This window comes from Pseudoalteromonas sp. SWYJ118 (assembly GCF_015864505.1).
Taxonomy (GTDB): Bacteria; Pseudomonadota; Gammaproteobacteria; order Enterobacterales; family Alteromonadaceae; genus Pseudoalteromonas; species Pseudoalteromonas arctica.
The window spans coordinates 82,344-96,216 of sequence record NZ_JADYXC010000001.1 but is presented as its reverse complement, the minus strand read 5'-3'; the positions used below and the strand labels follow the sequence as shown (position 1 = coordinate 96,216).

Annotated in this window: 15 protein-coding genes; 8 read left to right on the top strand and 7 right to left on the bottom strand. The window is 34.0% G+C overall.

Going from position 1 to position 13,873, the window contains the following annotated elements; genetic code table 11:
* Nucleotides 1-101 precede the first annotated feature (101 nt).
* Together I6F48_RS00505 and I6F48_RS00500 are read left to right on the top strand one after the other, a co-directional pair.
* A complete protein-coding gene (locus I6F48_RS00505) occupies nucleotides 102-683 on the top strand; it encodes an SRPBCC family protein (protein ID WP_007580289.1) in 582 nt (193 codons plus the stop codon).
* Nucleotides 652-1,539, top strand: coding sequence for a TIGR03899 family protein (locus tag I6F48_RS00500; protein ID WP_197118602.1), 888 nt, complete (start codon nucleotides 652-654; stop codon nucleotides 1,537-1,539). Before I6F48_RS00505 ends, I6F48_RS00500 begins: the two co-directional genes overlap by 32 nt.
* A 33-nt stretch (nucleotides 1,540-1,572) precedes the next feature.
* On the opposite strand, the gene I6F48_RS00495 is transcribed toward I6F48_RS00500, so the two are convergent.
* The 7 genes from I6F48_RS00495 to dusA form a co-directional block, all read right to left on the bottom strand.
* A complete protein-coding gene (locus tag I6F48_RS00495; protein WP_007580285.1) occupies nucleotides 1,573-2,343 on the bottom strand; it encodes a TIGR04219 family outer membrane beta-barrel protein in 771 nt (256 codons plus the stop codon).
* Nucleotides 2,344-2,346: 3 nt separating this feature from the next.
* Entirely contained in the window at nucleotides 2,347-3,333 is a 987-nt protein-coding gene (locus I6F48_RS00490) for a DUF2333 family protein (protein WP_010554262.1), read from the bottom strand.
* 8 nt (nucleotides 3,334-3,341) lie between these two features.
* Nucleotides 3,342-3,851 carry a copper chaperone PCu(A)C gene (locus I6F48_RS00485; RefSeq protein WP_024590184.1) on the bottom strand — a complete coding sequence of 170 codons (510 nt, stop codon included), beginning with the start codon at nucleotides 3,849-3,851 and terminating at the stop codon, nucleotides 3,342-3,344.
* Nucleotides 3,852-3,930: 79 nt separating this feature from the next.
* Entirely contained in the window at nucleotides 3,931-4,257 is a 327-nt protein-coding gene (locus I6F48_RS00480; protein WP_010554260.1) for a hypothetical protein, read from the bottom strand.
* A gap of 172 nt (nucleotides 4,258-4,429) precedes the next feature.
* Complete coding sequence (locus tag I6F48_RS00475; protein WP_008172691.1) at nucleotides 4,430-4,636, bottom strand: PspC domain-containing protein; 207 nt, start codon at nucleotides 4,634-4,636, stop codon at nucleotides 4,430-4,432.
* Between the two features lie 9 nt (nucleotides 4,637-4,645).
* Nucleotides 4,646-5,326, bottom strand: a complete 681-nt coding sequence (locus I6F48_RS00470; protein WP_197118601.1) for a PspA/IM30 family protein — start codon at nucleotides 5,324-5,326, stop codon at nucleotides 4,646-4,648.
* Between the two features lie 243 nt (nucleotides 5,327-5,569).
* Nucleotides 5,570-6,574, bottom strand: a complete 1,005-nt coding sequence (dusA, locus tag I6F48_RS00465) for a tRNA dihydrouridine(20/20a) synthase DusA (protein WP_197118600.1) — start codon at nucleotides 6,572-6,574, stop codon at nucleotides 5,570-5,572.
* 154 nt (nucleotides 6,575-6,728) lie between these two features.
* Here dusA and I6F48_RS00460 point away from each other — a divergent pair, with 154 nt between their 5' ends.
* The 6 genes from I6F48_RS00460 (at nucleotide 6,729) to I6F48_RS00435 (ending at nucleotide 13,807) form a co-directional block, all read left to right on the top strand.
* Nucleotides 6,729-7,904 (top strand): integrase, encoded by a 1,176-nt coding sequence (locus I6F48_RS00460; protein ID WP_197118599.1) that lies wholly within the window; start codon nucleotides 6,729-6,731, stop codon nucleotides 7,902-7,904.
* Between the two features lie 276 nt (nucleotides 7,905-8,180).
* A complete protein-coding gene (locus tag I6F48_RS00455; protein WP_197118598.1) occupies nucleotides 8,181-8,819 on the top strand; it encodes a ParA family protein in 639 nt (212 codons plus the stop codon).
* An 11-nt stretch (nucleotides 8,820-8,830) separates the two neighbouring features.
* On the top strand, nucleotides 8,831-9,067 hold the full coding sequence (locus I6F48_RS00450; protein WP_197118597.1) for a hypothetical protein: 237 nt from the start codon (nucleotides 8,831-8,833) through the stop codon (nucleotides 9,065-9,067).
* Between the two features lie 376 nt (nucleotides 9,068-9,443).
* On the top strand, nucleotides 9,444-9,713 hold the full coding sequence (locus I6F48_RS00445) for a hypothetical protein (protein ID WP_197118596.1): 270 nt from the start codon (nucleotides 9,444-9,446) through the stop codon (nucleotides 9,711-9,713).
* A gap of 14 nt (nucleotides 9,714-9,727) precedes the next feature.
* Nucleotides 9,728-10,798: a hypothetical protein gene (locus tag I6F48_RS00440; protein ID WP_197118595.1), complete on the top strand. Its 1,071-nt coding sequence runs from the start codon at nucleotides 9,728-9,730 to the stop codon at nucleotides 10,796-10,798.
* 165 nt (nucleotides 10,799-10,963) lie between these two features.
* Nucleotides 10,964-13,807, top strand: coding sequence for a hypothetical protein (locus I6F48_RS00435; RefSeq protein WP_197118594.1), 2,844 nt, complete (start codon nucleotides 10,964-10,966; stop codon nucleotides 13,805-13,807).
* Nucleotides 13,808-13,873 lie beyond the last annotated feature (66 nt).

Sequence of the window (13,873 nt, the reverse complement as noted above, 5' to 3'; positions counted from 1 at the left end):
AAGTAGCAATCAATAAATTATTTTTGGTTTATAATCTAATTCATACTATAGTCGATTAATAAAAAGTTGTTGTATTTCAACTTGAAAAACTAATAAAAGGTGTGCTTATTAAACCATTAAAAATATTAATCAAATGCGTACTGTTATTACTATTAGTATTGGCACTGGTAGGGCTAATACTGCCTCAAAGTTATAGTGTAAATAAAACAATCGAAATTAATGCCAATCTTAAAGTAATAAAGCCGCTTATCACCGACTTTAGCCAATGGCAAAAATGGTCTCCATGGGAAAAAGTAGACCCCAGCATACGTTTTACTTTGGGCGAACCCAGTTCTGGCCTAGGGGCTCATCAGTCTTGGAAAGGAAAATGGGGGTATGGTGAAATGATCATAACTTCGGTAAGCCAAAATAAAGTCAGCTTCAACATACTTTTAAATGCTGAACATATTATTAGAGGCACTTTTAACCTTAGCGAGCAAAACGGTATAGTTACGTTAATATGTAATATTAAAGGTCAAACAACTGCTCCTTTAATATCTGGTTACACTGCAATTTTGAGCGAGTACGTACTCAGTAATACAGTTTCACTGGGTTTAAATAACCTTCAAACTGTTGCACAGCTTAGTGATCCACAAAGGATAATGCACAGTCATGACAGTCAAAACAGCACAGGCGAGAATTAATCTTGCCAACATCATCGAGTCCTTGCTTGGTTACCCTATAACAAAAGTAGGTAGTAACGGTGTACTACCTACTAACGAGCAAAGTTACGATATTAAGGGCAAAATTAAGCCGCTTTATCATATCAACAGTGAAAACTCTGTTTTAGCTCGCGCTCAAAAGCGCCAAGATTTATTACTTATTAAACAACAACAAAATATAGAATCAATTTTAGCAATGGCTATGGGGTTTTGCCCTGATGTAGCAAGTAGTAAACAGCCCGATGTTGATTGGGTAGAGCATTTTATAGCTCTGTGTGAAGATACTTCTAATGAATCAATGCAAATTTTATGGGCAAAAATTTTAACAGGAGAAACACTTAACCCTGGTACGTTTTCAATTAAAAGCCTACAAACTTTAAAGCATATGACACAGCGAGAAGCAGACTCTTTGCAAAAATGTGTGTCGCTCTCAGGCTATAACGAAAAAGACGACAGCCACTTTATATTACTCGGCTTTTACAAAAAACCATCGTTGTTTGATTTGCTACGAAAAGGCAATAAAGTATCTTTAAATTTAGGAAAAACGGGTATTAGCTTTCCTGATATTTTAACGCTCATGGATCTTAATTTACTGTATAGAAAAGAAATTGAATCTGCAGTGCTTAAAGCGGGGCAAGAACTTACCCTTTCATTTTTATCGCAAAAAGTAACGTTAAAAGCAAAGAGTAGTGATTTGGTATTAAGCTATTACAAATTTACTCAAACAGGTGATGAGCTATCTAAACTCATTAATTTCCCTGTCAATAAGGTCTATAAGCAGTTGATTAATAATGCGCTAGAGGGAGAGTTTGATTTAGCGTGGCACGCAATAAAATAATATGCCACGCTTCATTTAATTAGAAAATACTAATTAAAAATGAACCTGAATACCCGCAAATGGGCCAGATGCATCAATATCAGTAGTAATATCATCTACATCATCAAGTTCTAATACCATAGAGCGGTAACCGGCTTTAACAGCAACATCTACTGCTAGGTTATCAATAAGTTCCCACGCTACGCCTACTTGGTAATCTTGTACTTTACTATCGTCAATAGCCAAAAAGCTACCTTCAAAAAATACACTTAAACCAGTAAATGGTAAGCCAGCTTCGGCACGGCCGTATGCAAGAGGAACAAAACCAGAGAAGTCTTTGGTTTCGGTAAAGTTAGTACCACCATTTTGGGTAGTGCCGCTTACAACAATATCACCGTCAAACTGTTTAGCATTTAAACCTAGGTCTATTGAAATTAAGTCATTATCAAAAATTTCATAATAAAAAATATAATCAATATGCGTTAAATCACTTACCGTATTTACAGTAGAACCAACAACATAATCAGAACCATTAAAGCTAAATGTATCTGTAAGCAGCGCAGAACCATTTAACTCAAGCTCTGTATACTTTAATTTGATATTTGGTACTAACGGCACTGGGTGCTCAAGCGCCGCGTAATAACTTACAAAAGTCTCATCTTCAAAATTAAAATCTTGAGATGCATTATTTTTGTAAGAAAATTGGCCATCGTTATCTGACTTCCATCCATCAACACCTACGTATAAACCTAGTAGAGTGTCAGCTTGCGCTGCTGGTGCTAAACATGCCATTGAAAGGGCTGCTGCTAAACAATACTTTTTCATTTTTTATCCTTGAGCTAGTAGTTCGCTAAGTTCGATTAAAGCCGCATTGGCTCTAGAAATATAATTTGCCATAACTAAAGAGTGGTTAGCAACATAGCCAAAACCATTCCCGTTTAAAATAAGTGGGCTCCAGACTGTTTCTTGAGTTGCCTCAAGTTCACGTATGATTTGTTGAACGCTTACACGTGCATTTTTCTTTTCAAGTACATCATTAAAGTCATACTCTATTGCTTGTAAAAAATGCAGTAACGCCCAAGTAGCACCGCGCGACTCGTAAAACACGTCGTCGATTTCTAACCACGGTGTTCTTACTTGCTGCTGCAGTGGAGCAAGAGTTGCTTGTTTATTAGATGAATTACCCGCTAAATCGGTGTTCACTTTTTCTTGGCCTACACTGGCACTTAAACGCTGACTTAAGCTACCTAAACGTTTTTCAGCTTCTTTAAGCCAACTACGTAAGTTATCTGCTCGTGCGTAAAATTGGCTATCGCGCTCATGCTCGTTAGCAATTTGTCCACGATATACCATTAAATAATCAATACCTTTTTGATACTCACCTTCAGCACTTGGCCATGCCCATGCTTCAGAGCTTATATTAAACTGTGGCTGCGCCTTTTTAAGTGCTTCATGCTCAGTAGACTGTGATTGCGAACGGCTAAAATCTTTTCGCATAGAAAGCGACAAATCACGCACCATTTCTAGCGCGCCATATTCCCACGCCGGCATATCATCCATAATAATACTTGGTGGTATTACATCATTTGATAAGTAGCCACCGGGTTTATCTAGTAAGGTATTTGCTACTGTAATTAATGTAGAAGTCGTTACATAACCCGTAACTATTTTTTCATTACGAAGCTGCGCTTGCTCTTTGGCGTTTGCAACAACATCAAAACGTGAAGGCTCAGTGCTCCAATAAACAGCAATTGCGTAAAATATGATAAGCAGTAAAACAACTATTCCTGCTATTTTTCCTTTGTGTTGCGACATGTGTACTCCTAGTGATGAGCGTGTTGAGTAGATGGTTTTGACTGCGTAGCTTGCGCTTCAAGCGACACGACTTGAGCATTAGTGAACAAGCGATTACCGTCACTAAAATATAGCGTGAGTTTGCGTTCTTGCCCTACTTTTAATGGCTCTTGTGGTTCAAATACCATTAAATGATAACCCCCAGGTTGAAAACTGACACTTTCGTGCGCTTTAATTTCAACTGATTCAACTTGTTGCATTTTCATCATGCCGTCTACATGTGAATGCTCGTGTATTTCAACACGCCCTAAGCCATCAATAGTTGCCTTAGTTAAAGTTGCTGCGGCTCCACTGTGATTTATCAGCGTTAAATAACCTACAGTTGAAGTACTGCCAGGTAAAAACTCTCTAATTTGCGCGTTAGTTACTTCGAGCACAGCCACATCAGAACCATGATCGTGCCCTGAGTGCGCCGCCAACGATGACGAAAAAAAACTAAATATTAATGCAGAAGCCATCGAAAAACATAGTTTCGTCATCATTCTTATCCTTATGAAAACTTTAAATTACAGGCTAAATTTAACATAGTTAACCTATAATAGTCAGTCAAATTAAGGATTAAGAGGCTACTTTTTTGTTATCGGCAACAAGCCAGCACAACACTGCAACAAATAGTAACGGCCATGCAATCATTATAGATCCGAATAAAAGCGCTAAAACAGTCCCTGCTAATGCCACTACACCCGCACCAACTAATCCCATAGTAATTAAAGCCACTACAGCAACTACAGCAACAATTGCGGCCAAAGCACCTACAAGCTCAAGCCCAGCCCAGCTAATATCAGCAATCCATAACGGCAACTGCCAAGAATCAATCTGCACAAACGTTATTAAATCAGTAAACAGTAATAAATAGATAATTACACATACTGCCAAAGCTTTCATAGTAATTCTCCTTATACCAACCGGCTTATATATGAGGTCGATTTAACGATAAGAAAATTGCGCTATAACTAGGCAAAAATTTTTATATCTAGTTGTTCTAAATAAAAATTTTTAACAACGTTATAGAGTGATTTAATTCGTTAAATTGTTCAAATATTTATGCCTATTGGTATTAATACTCTTTATTTTCAAGGCAGCAATGCGCTATAAAATAACCAAGTGCAATTGCAAACGGAAAACTCAAAAATAATAAAATAGTAACTACGCGTGTTGCCCATACAGGAAAGTCCAATCTATGGGCTAAACCACTACACACACCCGATATTTTTTTATTCAGAGTATCTTTATACCAACCTCGTTGACGATTAAAGCTGTTCATAGCAATCTCCTAAGCAGTGTGTTTTAAATTAGTATTTAAGTTCGCCTTTAAGCGAGCCAGTTCAGCATCAATTTTTTCATTTTTAACTAACGACTCAATTTGGGCACTGGTAGAGCTTGCTGTATCAGTCAGCTCATAAGCCTCTACTTGAGCTTCAATACCTTCAACACGCTGCTCTATTTGTTCAAAACGAGACAACGCATGAGCTACTTTATCGCTTTGTAGTTGCGTACTGATTCGCCCTCTAGCAATAGCAACATTATGGCGTTGCATTAACTGAGCTTGCTTAGTTTTAGCCATAGCCATTTTTTGCTGCAAGCGCTCACAATCAGACTTAATTTTTGCAATAGACTCTTGCAGTGTTTCTAGTTGAGTTTGCTTATTTTCAATGCTTTCGTTAACGCGTTGCTTTTCAAGTAAGGCAGACTTAGCAAGGTCATCACTGCCCTTCTCAACCGCACGTTCTGCTTTAATTTGCCAGGCTGTTAATTCTGTTTTTTTAGTATCAATTTGGCGATTAATTATTTTCTCTTCACACAATAAAGCGGCTGCTGTACTACGGCACTCATTCAACGCATCTTGCATCTCGGTAAGCATCAAGTTTAAAAGTTTTTCTGGGTCTTCTGCTTTATCAAGCATAGCGACAATGTTTGATTGAATTACATCGTTTACGCGGTTAAATATTCCCATGGTATTCTCCTGTTGATTTTTAATTAATTTCAACAAGAAGATTCCAAGAGTTGTGCCAAGTTCATCAAAAAAAAATAAAGCATTTAAAATCATAGTGATAAATAACAAGCACTCTAGTTTTTAGTGACTTCCAGCTGAACAGCATAGAGTGTAATTGGCCAATAAATCATGCTTTTGACTAATATTTAGGATCAAAAAAGCCACTCGAAAGTGGCTTAAATTTAGAACTTTTAAAGCTTAGCTTTATTCTGGTACAAAGCTTAATGCTTTATCCATTACCGATAAATCAGCTTGCTTACCATGACCACTTTCAGAAAGATGGCGTCTAAAACCTCGTGCACCAGGCTGCCCCTGAAAAATACCGAGCATGTGACGTGCAATATGCCAAAAATTAGCACCCAAACGCATTTCTTCTTCAATGTAGCTGTACATTGAGCGCACTACGTCGTGGCGTGATTGTGTGTTTGCAGCATCACCATAAATTTTCTCATCAACGTCATTGAGCATAAATGGGTTACTGTAAGCTTCACGCCCAATCATTACACCATCAATATGTTGTAGATGTTCTAGGCTCTGCTCAATTGTTTTAACGCCGCCATTTAGGCTTAAGTCTAGCTGCGGATAATCTTTTTTAAGTTGATAAACACGTGGGTAATCAAGCGGTGGGACTTCACGATTTTCTTTCGGGCTTAAACCATTAAGCCATGCTTTACGAGCATGAATAATAAAATCATCACATCCTACTTTATGAGACGCTTCAATAAGCGCACATAAAAACTCATACGAATCTTGCTCATCAATACCAATACGCGTTTTAACAGTTACAGGAATACTTACTTCGTTTTTCATTGCTGCAACACACTCAGCAACTAATTGAGGCTCAGCCATTAAGCATGCGCCAAATCGACCATTTTGAACTCTGTCTGACGGGCAACCTACATTTAAATTTATTTCGTCATAGCCACGCTCACCTGCCAGTTTTGCACATTGCGCAAGCGCTTTAGGATCAGAGCCACCAAGTTGCAGTGCAACTGGGCCTTCGTGTTTATTAAAATGTAAGTAGTCGCCTCGACCAAATAAAATAGCCCCTGTGGTTATCATTTCTGTATAAAGCACAGTATGTTTAGTCATTTTGCGATGAAAAGTACGACAATGGCGATCAGTCCAATCGAGCATCGGTGCGACCGATAGTTTGTGTGATATAGTTTTTTTATCTAAGCTACTGTTTATTATGTTTTTATTGTTCATATTGGCTCATTGGTTAATCTCTGTTTTTGCTTGTTTTTACATATTATGTTATATTTTGAGAATACTTTGACCCCAAAATGCCCCCAAAAACTTGATTTTTTTGACTCCAAGCTTTTGAGTGATTCAATAAGACCCCAGTTTAAGGAGAAATAAAATGGCATCAATGAGCATCGAACAGAGAAAATCTAAAGATGGAAAGTCCAAATTTAGAGTGAAAGTTAGACACACACAAAATGGCAAAAAGATTGAAGAAAAAAGCGAAACTTTTCTTACCCGAAAACTTGCTAATAGTTGGGGCGAAAAAGCTCGAAAAGAAATTGAGTTACGTTACTCTAAAATGAAAGCAGGAACGTTCCGTGAAGAAGATAATTTAAAAGAAGCTACTGTAGGTGAACTTATAGACCTTTACTTGCGTCTTCACGATCCAGATGAACCTAAAGACCCTAACGACACAAGAGCCTCTGTAGAGCCACTTGGTAGAACAAAGGTGTATGTTCTAAAATCTTTACTACACTATCCAATTTCTTCAATTCTTGCGAGCAATCTTCGTGCTGATGATATTATAACTCATTGCAAATCTAGAACAAACGAATCTACAAAACCTAAACCTCAAACTGTCTTTCATGATGTTACTTATTTGCATACTGTTATGCAAAGTGCAAAATCAATATTCAAGATAAATGCTAATTTAAGTTACCACACAGAAGCGGCTCCTCTTCTGAAAAAATTTAGGCTTATTGGTAAGTCAGTACCTCGAACAGACAAAAAGCCAACCGATGATCAGTTACAACTAATGAGGAAAGGCTTAAAAGAAAGACAGGAACACCCAAGCGCAATAATCCCTTATCTTGATATTCTTGATATTTCTCTTCTTACTGCAATGCGAATCAGTGAAATTACTAGGGTTCGATGGGATGATTTTGATTTCGATAAAAAAACATTAACAATTCGTGAGCGTAAAGATCCAGATCCTAATGAAAAAAGTAGAAAACATTCTGTAATACCGTTAATTGATGATGCGCCTGATATTATTGCGAGACAAAAAAGATCAACTGATCCAGAAAAATGCGATTTGATTTTTCCATACAATTCGAGAAGCGTTACAGCAGGCTGGCAAAGAGTTAGAAAAGATCTAGGTATAGGCGATATAAGATATCATGATCTTCGCCGAAAAGGTTTATCCGATATGGCATCTAGAGGTGTTCCACTGCTGATTTTATCGAAAATAAGTGGCCATAAGAGCATCAATATTCTTCATAATATATATTTAAATCTCGATATGGAAAACTTTGACATAGATTCATTTACTCCAGCACTCATTAAAAAATAACCTACTGTTATTATATTAGATGATGAGATTAGAGATAATATTTTAATTTAAAACTCTATCTCATCTGATTTATTAGAAATAATTTCCTCTGAACTAATTACTCTCATCTAAATCCCCAAAATCAGACAAATAACAGCTATCAATAATTGTTTAAATTGCAGGAATGTATATCCGATGTATATCCATTGAATATATAAAAGATATCCATTTACTTGCAAAAAGCAATTGGCCTGTTAATTTATACAGTGTGAGTAAATAACGAAGAAGGATAAATATATGATTATTGTATTAGGTGGATCAGCAAAAGGTGGCGTAGGTAAGACAACAACGGCTGCTTCTATAGCTCATTTATTGAGAGCAAAATTAGTTGAAAATGACATAAGAGGCCAGCTTAAATGTATAGAAAATTTTAGAGTGCATAGTGAGCTTGAAAAACTAGATGTTGAATACCCAACAAATAAAGCTGAATTGATAAAGGTGCTAGAAAAATCAACAGAAGATAATTGTATTGTTGTTGATTGTGGTGGTTATGACAGTAATCTTATTAGAATAGCTTTAGCTGCCGCAGATCTTATTATTGCTCCTTGCAAAAACAGTACATTAGAACATAGTTCTCTTCTCGAATTTCATAGCGCCATTGCCGAAATATCAACAAACATAACTCGTCAAATTGATGTTCATATTCTAAGAAATCGTATTCATCCTTTAACAACTAACTTTGAAGACTTTGAATATATATCTACAGAATTTGAGCATTTTAAATTATTAAATTCTATTATTCGTCATCGTTCAGATTTTGAAAAAGCTATGGAAAAAGGTGCATCCGTTACAGAATTAAAAAAGTATAAACACGAAAAATCAACTAAAGAAATAAAAGCCTTAGTTGCAGAAATTAAAGTATTAATTAACTTATAACAGGAAATATTATGACAGCTATAAAAAACATAAAACGTATCGCAGAACAAGCATCAAAAGGTGCTTCTCTGACGGAAAAAAGTAAAATGAGTAATACAGCCAATAAACTTGTAAGAAACGTTCCTGATAGGCTTAAAGAAAAGCATAAAGATCTTTTAGATAATGGTTATACACACCTTACATTTAGTAAATTTATGATAGAGGCAACAGCAAAACACATTGAGTCACTTAAGAAGGCTAACCAATAACAACTTTATGAACTAGAGCAAAACTGCATCAACTGACAAAACAAAATTTTTTCAAGTAAGCTTAACCTCCACTCGATTTTTTTATTGGTTTATTGCTCTTTATAAGGCAAGAAAAAAATGAGTAACAAAATTTATTTTGTAAAATTCAATGTATATCCAATGTATATCCAATGTATATCCAACGTATATCTCATGAGTATCCAATAATTCATTAAATTCTTTATTATTTTTTCAAAAAGATTAAAAAAATCTTCTTATAAAAAACCTTCAAATAAAGCAATATTTACCTATTCCAATAACAATAAACCCTCTTCTTCTTTACAAATACGTTATATGTGAAAGCATATAACTATATGAATTATTGAGGAATTAAATCATGGAGTTATTAAGGAAAACAAAGGCGGATATTAAAGAATCAAAAATAATCAGTCGTTATATAACGAAAAGTCGTAAGGAATTCATAATGGAAGTTTTAATTGCTGATGTTATCTATCATCTTATTTTAGAAAGAAACCATAGAATAATTCTCAAAGTAGGTACATATGAAGAAACGAACAATTACATCAACAGAATTGATTTTGATTTATACAAAAGACTTCATTATTCAGATAATGAGTTAGGAAGAATTTTTCACAATTTAGCATAAAAGGATTTATACAAATGAAAGCAATAACAAAAGTAACACTATTAGCAACATCATTATTTAGTATATCAGCCCAATCAGAATATGTAGCGGTTATTACTATACCCAAAATAGAAGTAACTGAACCTGCTGCTCAACTACTGGTATCACAAGAATCATTAATCGGTATGAATGGTTCATATAGAGTAAATAATTCAGAACTGTTCTATTCAGATACTTTGATTAGTGATGAAGGCTGTGATGTGAAACTGACGGGTGATGAAAAATCAGGAACGTGGGAATATTTCAATTCTCTAGGTTGTACTGATAATGACACTATTACCTTTTTAGCTAAAGGAGGATTAACTAAAACTATTTCACTCTGGAGTAACCTTTCGGTTTGTAAATATTGGGAAAATGATTGGTTGGCTGCTGCACAAAATGGAACAGGTACAGGGCTAATTTACAATTCTAGTAGCTGTTCAATCAATGGCTCTGCGATAAGATCGTTAATTAGTCATGATAGTCTCCCAAGTTACTACTTGGATTCTATTCATATTGATGTATTAGGTGGTGGTGAAGGCGGTGAAGGTTTACCACCAGCCCCCGAAGGTGAAGGAATTGGTGAAGGGGCTTCTAATCCTGAATTCAATCTCCCGTTAATTCAATATGTGTTCAATGATATAGTCGTAGATTTTCCATTTTTAGTTAATATAGATTTATCAAATTTAAGATATGTTCTGGGTGATCAAGTAATACTACGAGGTATGCAAAACATAACTAAATTCGACTTAAGTAGACTTCAAAATTATTATAATTCACCACTAGATATAAACATTATGGGTGCAATGATAGCGACAGAATTAGATATCTCACGCTTACAAAATGCAGGTATAATTGATATCAGTTACACTAATATTACTGATGTATCTAAATTCTCTAGATTGAAATTTGGAGCAATAATTAGTAATAACGATAATGAATTATATTTCCCTCAAGTTACTGTATTTCCATCAAGGTTCTCAAACTTTTGTCAGGGTATTCGCTGGGGGAACATAACTTTTTCAAGTTCAATATCTCAGACAAATGCTGATGATGCTTGTCAGTAGTAAAACAAACTAAAAACCTAAAAGTTTTTTAACACATTTTAATTATTGTGTTTTTTTTTATGTTTAAAAGTAAGCATTAATTATCCCTTATCGCTTTCAATCTTTCCTTTCATTTGAAATATACCCTGTATGTGATAATTCTGACTGTAAGACAAGGAAAGAATTATGCTGATATTTAAAAAGGAAACATTGCTAAAAATAATAGTTATTCCACTATTACTAATCTTATCGGGCTGTTCTGAACAATCAGAAAGTCTCTGTTTTGATGAAAATAATAAACTGGAAGTTACTACAAAATCTTGTAAACCATTAAATGAGTTTTCAAAATCAATCAATGTTATATCTTATAATCCTCTGAATGAGCCTGTTTATGAAGCTAGTATTCACCTTACAGAAGATGAAGTTAATACTTATAACAATCGTCAAATAAAGTTAAATACAAACACAAAAAGTATTCAACATAGTAAAAAGGTTTACGCTGAAATTCTTCTATCTTATTTATCTTTTTTAATGTTTATTATCGTACCTATAGCTTTAGTTAAGTCCTTAAAAAGTGTTGCTGTAGAAGGCGTAGAAGGTAAAGAAACAAGGTTTTTAAATACTACATTAATGCTTTTAATTTTAAGCAGTTTGTTTTACTACGTTTATTCATCAGATGATTTTTCAGTAAGGCTTAAAAATGGAACTAATGCTGTAGGTCAATTTATTTTTACATTAGGTGCAACAGTAGAGCTTGCTGAAACAAGAATGGAGAAATCAAGTATTAGTAACAGCTCTAAAAATGAAGCTCTTCGTGATATTGAAGCAATGCATAAGATAAATATTTGTTTATCTAATAACCAAAAATCACATCTTGAGCGACTTGAAAATACAAAGAATCGCTTAATATCCCAAAAGAGTGTTGTGGATTTTTACTACAAAAAGAATATTCCATACTTAAAGTTTTATGAAAAAAGAACCAATCAAAAAATATCTTATTTGATCGATAAATACGGTGTTATTAACTCTATATCTTTTGCCAATTGTGGGGATATCAAAACAAATAAAAACATAATATCACCAGAGTTATTGGAAATAATGGAATATGTTAATTTTAATAATGTGATTCACCGAACAATCAAATCTAAAGCTTTAGAATCAGGTTGGAACATAATTTCAACAAAATATAAGTCAAAGTATTTTGATACAGATAAAGCTAAAAGAAGATTGATGCAGTTGGCTATTCTTTATTTATCCGAATATAAAAAAGGTCTGTTAGTCGGCTCTGTCGAAGTTGATTATGAAGCAGGGAGAAGATCAGATTATTTAGCAGGTACAAAACCTGTTATTGATTTTGATTCCAGTAACCTAGAATCATTCTTATCTAATTCAGATGCAATTTATTCAAACATAAATGAATCAATATGTTTACCAAGAGCCGATTTAATTAACGATACAATTAATCGAATTGAAGAGTTCGATACTACTCAACATATGAGTCAGTATGATTGTGTTGATTTTAAAAATGAAAAACTCATTTCATCATCCACTTCAAACAAAATTTATAACAATGACAATCAATTTGAAATCGACACTAATATTGCTCGTATTGTCGAAAAGACCAGGGACTTAGTGGGTGCTTCTACAACAGATTTAATTTCAGAATATAAAAAAGTTGATGATCTCTTTTTAACGATAGTTGATAACTTATACAACTTTGAAAAAGACGTAAATAGAATTTTAAATCGTGGTTATTTTGCAATGGGTGATTTTTATAAATATACAAATACTCAATCCAATGAATATTTAACAATGTTTTCTGAATTAAATGATGTATTAGATATTAGCTTTGCCAAAGCACTACCTAACTACTCATCAGGAGACGATGTTACTGAATCTAATTTATTTGCTTATGAATCGGCTTATATCAATTATTTTATGACTCCAATTTTCGATCAAATAGATATTTCTCAATCTTCTTCACCAAGTAATTATTCATCAATAGGGTTAGAAGTCGCTACAGACACCTCTAGTTATAATATTGATAAAGAGGAATTATTTTCTGTATCTAATGTTGAAAATCTTTTTACTACTGGCGTACACGTTATGTCGAATGTGTTTAACTCCGTTAAAAGAATGACTTGTAACGATGGCAATACTTGTATTGATGAACAAAAAGACTATAGCGGTGTTCTTGAAATTCAAAACTTAAGCTCTAATTTAAAAACAGGGGCATCATTTGGTTTAGCTGTCGGTTTTACTGGAAAAATTAGTGCTCTAACTCTTGATGGGGTTGCCACTCATAAAGCTAAATCCTCTTTTAACATGGGTAAAAAGAAGAAAAAAGTCTCTTTTAATAATGCTATAAAATCAGCAGGAAATATGATTAATGGTGTTTCAAACTTTATGATTATAACCAGTGTAATAGCACTAGTTTTATCAGCACTATTAGATTTTATTTTTAAAATAGAACAAGTATTTATGATTTATGTTCAATTATCTCAAATGCTATATTTGAACTATGTCGATTTTTTTATTTTAAATGCAATTATGGTTGGAATTGCCATAGGGAAAAGCACAAAGACTTATCACAATACTCTAATGTATTGCTTCAATCTTATTATTTATGCACCTTTATTTACTCTATCAGTCGGTTTAATCGTTATTCTAAATAACTTTTTAAGAACTTGGATTTTAAATATTCTTCCGTTCATCTCTGAAACTGCAAAAGCAGGTGTAGATGATGGTTCTATCATTATGAGTATAGCTTTACCTGCTATTCAAATACTTCTAAATCTAGCAATAATCATTTTCGGTATTAAATGGTTTTTCAAATATATAATAAGTAAATTCAAGCCTGTTGTTGATAAAGCTATCAAAGGAGGATTAGAAGGAGTTGAAGATTTTATTAACGAAAAAGAAAATGCTAAATTCTATACAGCGGTATACGCTTCGACCCAATTAGTAAAACAATCTAATCAACCAACCCAAGATAACCAGAAAGAAAAACAACCAGATTCTAAAAAATAATTACTGGCTTAATGAAATTAAAAAGACTGTTGATACAGTCTTTTTTTTGCTCTTAATATTATGAAA

Bases quoted from the DNA above. Each gene is read 5' to 3' on its own strand.
- I6F48_RS00440 (WP_197118595.1), top strand. From the start codon at position 9,728: ATGAAAGCAATAACAAAAGTAACACTATTAGCAACATCATTATTTAGT.
- I6F48_RS00495 (WP_007580285.1), bottom strand. From the start codon at position 2,343: ATGAAAAAGTATTGTTTAGCAGCAGCCCTTTCAATGGCATGTTTAGCA.
- I6F48_RS00500 (WP_197118602.1), top strand. From the start codon at position 652: ATGACAGTCAAAACAGCACAGGCGAGAATTAATCTTGCCAACATCATC.
- I6F48_RS00480 (WP_010554260.1), bottom strand. From the start codon at position 4,257: ATGAAAGCTTTGGCAGTATGTGTAATTATCTATTTATTACTGTTTACT.
- I6F48_RS00455 (WP_197118598.1), top strand. From the start codon at position 8,181: ATGATTATTGTATTAGGTGGATCAGCAAAAGGTGGCGTAGGTAAGACA.
- I6F48_RS00445 (WP_197118596.1), top strand. From the start codon at position 9,444: ATGGAGTTATTAAGGAAAACAAAGGCGGATATTAAAGAATCAAAAATA.
- I6F48_RS00475 (WP_008172691.1), bottom strand. From the start codon at position 4,636: ATGAACAGCTTTAATCGTCAACGAGGTTGGTATAAAGATACTCTGAAT.
- I6F48_RS00460 (WP_197118599.1), top strand. From the start codon at position 6,729: ATGGCATCAATGAGCATCGAACAGAGAAAATCTAAAGATGGAAAGTCC.
- I6F48_RS00490 (WP_010554262.1), bottom strand. From the start codon at position 3,333: ATGTCGCAACACAAAGGAAAAATAGCAGGAATAGTTGTTTTACTGCTT.
- I6F48_RS00470 (WP_197118601.1), bottom strand. From the start codon at position 5,326: ATGGGAATATTTAACCGCGTAAACGATGTAATTCAATCAAACATTGTC.
- I6F48_RS00450 (WP_197118597.1), top strand. From the start codon at position 8,831: ATGACAGCTATAAAAAACATAAAACGTATCGCAGAACAAGCATCAAAA.
- dusA (WP_197118600.1), bottom strand. From the start codon at position 6,574: ATGAACAATAAAAACATAATAAACAGTAGCTTAGATAAAAAAACTATA.
- I6F48_RS00485 (WP_024590184.1), bottom strand. From the start codon at position 3,851: ATGACGAAACTATGTTTTTCGATGGCTTCTGCATTAATATTTAGTTTT.
- I6F48_RS00435 (WP_197118594.1), top strand. From the start codon at position 10,964: ATGCTGATATTTAAAAAGGAAACATTGCTAAAAATAATAGTTATTCCA.